At 39.6% G+C, this 7,820-nt stretch carries 1 protein-coding gene; it reads right to left on the bottom strand.

What is annotated here, in order from left to right; translation table 11 throughout:
- A partial coding sequence (locus CSW08_RS09175) for a beta strand repeat-containing protein (protein WP_106659594.1) occupies positions 1–7,754 on the bottom strand: 7,754 nt, incomplete at its 3' end.
- Positions 7,755–7,820: the final 66 nt, after the last annotated feature.

Below are 7,820 nucleotides of genomic sequence, written 5' to 3'. Positions count from 1 at the left end.
GTGGCGCTGGTATCCCCAAAACAGGACAATAATGTTGTATCGGCAGTTACCGTTGCCGATATAGGTGTTGGAACTGTAAGCGTAATGGCCCCGGATACGGTACATCCTCCCGAGTCCCTTACATTAACGGTGTATGATCCTGCCGACAGGTTCCTGAACGTTCCATTTGGGGAATACGCTACCGTGGCAGCTCCAGTCAGTTCATATTCATAAGATCCCCAACCGCCACTGGCAATTGCCGTGATTGTTCCCTGCCCATCATCACATGTGACATTGGATGTTTCTGAAACGGCCACATCCAAGGCCGTTGCCGGCGTTGCTATGGTAACGATGTTTGATGTTGTGCTACAGAACGGACTGGCAGTTTCCGTAACGACCACCGTATAGCTTCCTGCGGGAAGCCCGGTAACTAACTGTGGGTTTGTAGATGTATTGGCACCATTAACGGTTCTTATAAGTGTATTGGTGCTATCGAATATTTCATAATCATAGGTCCCCGAATAGCCACTGACATTGATCTCGAATGCGCCGTCTACATCTCCAAAACAGGTAATATCTGAAATTGGCGTAACCAACACGTCAATTGTATCAAATGGTGTAACTGTAAATGCCGAAGTGTCAATATAACAGTCCGTAATATTGTCGTACACTCTAAAATAATAATCTCCTGGATTAACAATACTAAATGTATTCGACGTTTGAATGGCTCCCTCTGGTAACATTTGGTAATTAAAATCACCAGAACCTCCTGATACCGTTATAGCAACAGTACCCGTATTGTTACAATCAATAGGTGTTACAATAGCCGCTGATGCTGCCGTTAATACAGGTAACGGTGTAATTGAAACTGTATTAGAAGCGATACAGCCATTAGTGTCTTTTACAAAGATATTTATTGTTTGGGGACTACCAGTATCTATAATATCAAACGTATTGGTAGATAAATAATTGGTTCCATCAATACTATATACATAAGGAGCCGTTCCTCCTACTACTGAAATGGTAAGAGAGGATGTATTTACGGAATTATTAGGTGCACATGCAAAATCGGTTGCTGTTCCTGAAACACTTAAAGGTGTAGGTTCACCAATTGTTTCCTGTTGTGTTAAACTACAATCCCTGCTTGAGGTTACCGTAACATCATAAATTCCCGCTGGTAACCCCGTAAAAATATTTGAATATTGCGGCCCAACTGAAACTGGTCCCGAAATACTATAGGTATAAGGCGGGTTATTGTTACCTGCATCTAAGGTTACTATAATTACACCATCACTACCTCCATTACAACTCACATCATTTGCAGAAGTTGAGAATGTTACCGGTGTTGGCGTTTCTAGACTGATTGGTGATTGTGAAGAACAACTTGTAACGGCGTCTGTAATTTCCACAATGTAGTTACCCGCTGGAACTCCTGTGAAGTCAGACCCAGAAATGGTATAGATTGTTGGATTTCCAAGACTATCTAAAAGAGCAAAGCTATAATTGCCACTACCTCCATTACCTGTAGCTGTAATAGTACCCCCCACTGTACATGAAGGTTGCGCACTTACAACTGCATTTACCAGAAGCGGTTGATAAGTTGTAATAGTATCTGTTGCTGTACAGCCATTACCATCCCTAATAGTCAATGTATAGGTTCCGCTTGTGGAAACCGTAAATGTTGGATTAGACAGGAAATTAACACCATCAATACTATAACTAACCGGCGCTATTTCGCTTCCTCCAGGAGTTGCTGTAAATGTATATGAATTACCACCAGAAGAACATTGATCATCTGCAAATGGTGGTAAGGTTACAGAAGGTAATGGGTCTGCAGCAATTATAACATCTAAAGGGATTGCTATGGCACATCCATTTGAATCACGTAGGTACACATCCCAATTGGTATTTACAGTATGGTCTAAAATCGCTAGGTTGTTTGTTGTCCAGTCCCCAGCAGAAGGCACTGTTCCATCCTGAACAAAAGCATATTCATAAGGAGATACTCCTCCACTACCATTCACAACAACTTGCGCATCTTGGTTACAGTTTGCATTGGTGTTAACCACTTCGGCCAGTAATAGCTCTGTAGGTTCAGTAATCCTGAAATTGATAAATGCAGTACATTGTGTTGAACCAGTATCTGTTTCGGTAACCAACAGATAATAATCACCTGGTTCTATACCTATCACTGTGTCACTGTAATCTGCACCTGACAATCCTGCTGCACTGCCTGTTATTCCTGTTGTAGTATTAGATAAGTTATTGTAAACCTCCCAAGACAAAGCGTCTCCTGTATAGCCTGATATGGTAAAATCAAAAGTGCCATTGGTGTCCCCCAAACAGGCTACGCTATTCGCAGTACCAGATAAAGCCATTGGGGATGGACTAGGCTCTGCGGGGACTTGTTCAATATAGGTACAGCCTGTACTTGTATCCAATACTTCAAAAACATAGCTCACCCCAAATTGTAACCCAGAAAATTGATGGTTTCTTTCGTTTGGTGAAACATCCGATGTAGGCAGTCCGTTGGGAGCAACCCCATCTACGGGGTTAAAAGTTGTTGTTCCATCGTAAATTCTAACCCTAAAAGGACCAACACCATTTACGATTTCTATATTATAGTCAACCCCTGTTACACAACTAGCAGAGGAAGCATCCACATCAATATTGAGCGCATCAACATTTGAAGCTACTTGATAAGGTCCAAAATTGTATTCACAACCATTGGCATCAACCAGTCTTAAATAATAGTTTCCAAAAGCTAAACCGTTAAACATAACACTTGTACTTGCTGTTGGCCCTACTGGATTTGTAGACGATGTTGTGGCAAGATTTCCGGAACTATCCAATAAAGTATAAGTATAATTGCCTGTACCACCGGCAACACCCGAAATAGTTATGGCGCCTAAAACATTTCCTGAGCCACTACATGTAATTGGTATTATAACCGCAGAACCTAAAGCAACAGCACTAGGCTCGTTAACCATAGCAAACCCATTAAATTCGCAGGCGTTAGCATCTCTTACTGTATAATTATAAGAACCCGCAGACAAGCCACTATAAACGGTTTGGGAAGTAAATGCAGATCCATTAAAGCTTATTTGGTAAGGAGGTGCTCCAACGGTTTCGTCAACATCTATAGTTACAACGCCACTACTGTCGCTGCTACAAAATACATCTATTACGCTTGCTGTGGCCGAAGGGTTTGTAATGGGCTGGATTGTAACAACATTGGTTAAGGTAGTACATCCGAGAGCATCCGTAATTCTATATTGGTAATTGCCTACTTGGGTGTCATTGTATGTGTAAGTTGGAGCTGCAATAGATGAAAACGCTCCACCGTTAAATGATACTTCGTAAGTGAAAGGCGCCGTACCTCCCGATATTGTAATATCAACTTCTGCATCGGGCGTAACTGTACAATCCAACCCTTTTGTTAAAACAGCGGTTGCCGTTAATTGATCGGCGATGGTTTGGGTAGGTATATTAAATGTACATCCGTAAGCATCCCTTACGGTTATATCGAAATTACCTGGAATTAAATTGGTAAATGTATTGTTAGAACCAAACGCGCTTCCATTGATGCTATATTCATAAGGTGATTGTCCATCTGAAGCATTTACTATAATTGTAGCGCCACTTCCACTATAACATAAATCGGATGCTGGATCTATAGTTGCCGTTGGTGTGCTTGGAGCATTTAATGTAAATGTTGTTGTGGTTTCACATCCTTTTGCATCAATAACCGTAGCGGTATAGATACCTATTTGAGATAAGCCCGCAAAAATATTACTGCCTTGAGGCCCTATAACTATACTATCAGGTTGCAAAAGTTGATATGTATAACCATCCCAGCCACCAGAAGCACTAATAACCACACTACCATCAGCATTACATGTAATTGGTGACGTACTTGATGTGGCACTTAGTACTGTAGTTGGTGCGTTTATTGTTACCAAAGCTGTGGCCGTACAATTAGTTGTTGCATCGGTTACCAATATGGAATGACTTCCAGCTGACAACCCTGTTAAATCAATAGGAGATGTTCCAGCTATAGAAGCCCCACCATTGATAGTATATGTAAAGTTTGTAGTGCCAGAAACTGTAAATCTGGCAGATCCATCAGATGCACCAAAACAAGAAACATCACTTATGGTTTGACCCACAACATTAATTACCGGTAATGGCGCAATACTGTAGGTTTCCGAATAGGTACAGTTATTGGCATCCCGCACTTGAAAGGTATAAGTACCAGATACCAATCCTGTAAAAATGTTTGATGCTTGGTATGCTGTAGCCGATGCCGATGGGGCTATTATTTGGTATTCCAACGCTCCCGTACCTCCCGTAACACTTGTTATGGTAACATCCGTTGTGTTGGATGGACAGCTTAATGGTGAATTACTAAACGACATGTTTATTGGGGGGTCTAATGGATCTATGGTCACTGGAGCTGTAGCAAATGTACAGCCTCTAGCATCCATAATAGTAACCGTAAAGGTGCCATTTATCAATCCACTAAATGTTGTGCCCGATTGGTAATTAATACCATCTAAACTATAGGTGTATGGTGCTGTTCCACCAGAAACACCAGAAACTGTTATAACACCGTTGGTAATACACGTATAAGGAGTTGTTAATGTCGCTGTTCCGGTAATTGCTGGCGGTTCTGTAATGGTTATGGTTTCTGGATTAGTAACACACACGTCTGTTCCTATAGTATATTGAACAACCACATCATAATTACCTGTAGCCAGTCCGGTAAAAATAGGAGAACTAAAGAACGTAACACCATTATCTATGCTGTACAGCAAACTATTTCCGTTTGCATTCGTAACATTGATGCTTATGGTACCCGTATCACCAGAATCCGAACAATCAATATCCGTACTAGTTACATTAAAATCTGGTGCTGGTATGGCATCAACAGTTATTGAAGTTTCCGCAGAACAATTGTTGGAATCTACAACCGTAATATTATACACCCCTGATGCGGTTACAGGTATTAAAGGTGAATCCTGGGAATCTGCTGCTCCATTCACATAATAGATATAGGGCGCCGTTCCGCCGTTTGGATACACTGTAATCTCACCATCTGTGCAGGTTAATGGCTGGGTCAATGCCGCCGTAGCCGTCAACAATGGTGGTTCTATTATCTCAATATCTTCCGAATATGTACAGCCATCATCAGTAGAGACGTTCACCGTATAAGTTCCTGGGTTTAAGTTGGCAAATGTATAATCGCTTGCCATAACGGGTCCTGCACTGTTAACCAAAGTGCCTCCTAAATAAATACTATAATAATATTGAGGAAGCGCATTGTTAGCAGCTATCATAATACTTCCTTTTTCTCCATAGCAAAAAGGTTGTGTTACAACTGTTGACACCGTAAAATCCCTTGCCCTAACATATATACTAGGTGTTTGGAAAATACAAGGATTTGTATTTACTCCAATCTGTCTTATATAAACGGTATAATATCCAGGGGTACTGACAGAAAACACATTACTAGATTGATAATTGGTTCCGTCGATACTGTATTCGTAGCCACTTGGCACCCCACCTACAGTTACTTCTCCAAGAGTAGTACATAAAATATCTTTAGCATTAATGGTGGGATTTAATAGGTTTTGGTAAACATTGAAATAAAAAACATTGAAACAGCCGCCGGGATAATTAATAAACATTCTAAATTGACCTGAATCATTTGCCGTATAATTTGGTCCCGTAGCAATTTGGTTCCATGTACAGCCGGAATCTTCGTTGGCACAATTGTCTAATGCGACTGCAGCACAGCTGTCCTCATTCAGTTTTTGCCATATAATAGAAACAGCGTCACTAATGCCCGTATTAATTACCCTCGAATCGTTTGCACCACACAAGAAAATGTTAGGCAATTCCTTTCCATCATTCGGGCAAATAACCACTTCATCAGCAAAAGGAATAACAGGGTTGGTTACGTCAGCACCATAAGTGATGACATTTATTTGTTCGTCTATAGACAAACAAGTGGCCGGAGCTGTATTTGTTACATAATACGAACCTGGCTCTGTAGCCGTATATGTTTGTTCCGTACCTATGACCGGTGTTCCTGTTGGACTTGTAGACCAGGAATAACTTTCATAGCCATCAGAGGCTGTTAAAAGTATGCTGGTACCACACAAAACTTCAGTTCTTTCAAAATTACAATTAGAAATATCCACTAATAAGTTGGTAGCTCTTGGTGTACCTAAACACTCGGTGGTGGCAAAACTACCTTCTTCCTGAATCCAATTCGTATTAATTACGCCTCTATATGTTGCAAAGGCTTGATTCATAATTTCATTAGAACAGGCCTGACTCAAGTCGTAACAATTAGGCACAATCTGTATTGCTAAACGTATTACAAAACTGGGATCATTAACTTCTACTGAACCATCTGGAATATTAAAAATGAGCGTTCTTGTTACAGGGTCATAAGATTGCAATGTTGCCCCGCCAGCATTGCTTAAATCAATATCTGTTGCGGGATCAAAAACAATATTATCAGGAAGTACATCTTTTATGGTAAATTGTGTAACATTATCATTACCAAAACTTTGATAGGTTATTTCATAGAATAAATTTTGACCTAAATTAACATCATCTCCATCAATATTATTACCGTTTGCATCCAATACAATTTTTGTCAAATTGATATCAGGAGCAATAATATCAACAGCAAATGCACTAAAAAAAGCAAAAATAGGATCCGCTTGGCCTAGTGGTACTTGTAAACGAAAATCGGCTGATGTGACATTATTATTTATATAAGAAGGATTTGCCTTTATTATTTCTAAAAACCCTGTGTCATACCCTAGTGTATTTTCACTCATTGGATTTCTTGGATGAGAAACTCCGTTAGTGTTTTCTATTATTGATCTGAAAAAATTATTTGCTGGTTTTCTTAATGGAGTTAACACCTCTTTTCCATTAATTTCTAGCTTAGACTTTTGAGTTTTATCTCCTTCTAAAGCACCATAAGCAAACTGTAAATCTATATTACCTGCGGGCGGTGTTCTGAAGCCTGTAACAGGAATTATTAATTGTTGCCCATTAAAAAGATGGCTAAAGCCATCAAATAGGGTAAATGATTTGGTATGCAATTCTGGGTCTTCATAAATAACTATAAGTGACCACCCCGCACTTAAACCTGTAGAGTTATTAAACCCTTCGCTAGATACAATATCAGCAACCGTATAAGTTCCTTCAATATCAGATAAACCAGATACTATATTTGTGATGTCGGCATAACAAGCATAAGGCGTATTACCAGGCTCATTATTATATGCTACAATGGGATTTACTACGGCGTCGTAGATAAGTTCACCACCAATATTAACATATGTTAAACTACCTGGTGTTTTTAGTTTTATGTTAGTTATACTGGCTCTATCTTCTCCATTTTTAAGCATAGCACTCCAGTATAATCCTGCGTAAGCCACCCTATAGCATGTTGTCTCGCTCCCATCTTCATGATCTGATAATAAAAGATTTGCACTACTAGAACTAAAAGTAGAAGCATCACCATCAATATCAACATACCGCATATTGATATCTTGATTAACTCTGTTATCATTAATAGGCTGGTTGCTCTCGCTTAGAATATTATTCCCTATTACAAGCATACTTCCCTTTACATCAACCTTTTCCCTTACCGTAAACGGCTTGTATGTTTGGGCTATGATGCTATTAAAACATGTTAATAAAATTAAAACAACAAGCGTTGATTTAAAATTGGTAGGCTTTTTCATGATGGTTTCTTTTAGTAATTTCTTTCCATTAGTTGGGGTTAAAGGAAAAAAAATGCTTAATTTTTT

This window comes from Confluentibacter flavum (assembly GCF_002843175.1).
Lineage (GTDB): Bacteria > Bacteroidota > Bacteroidia > Flavobacteriales > Flavobacteriaceae > Confluentibacter > Confluentibacter flavum.
This window is presented reverse-complemented; position numbering and strand designations above follow the sequence as displayed.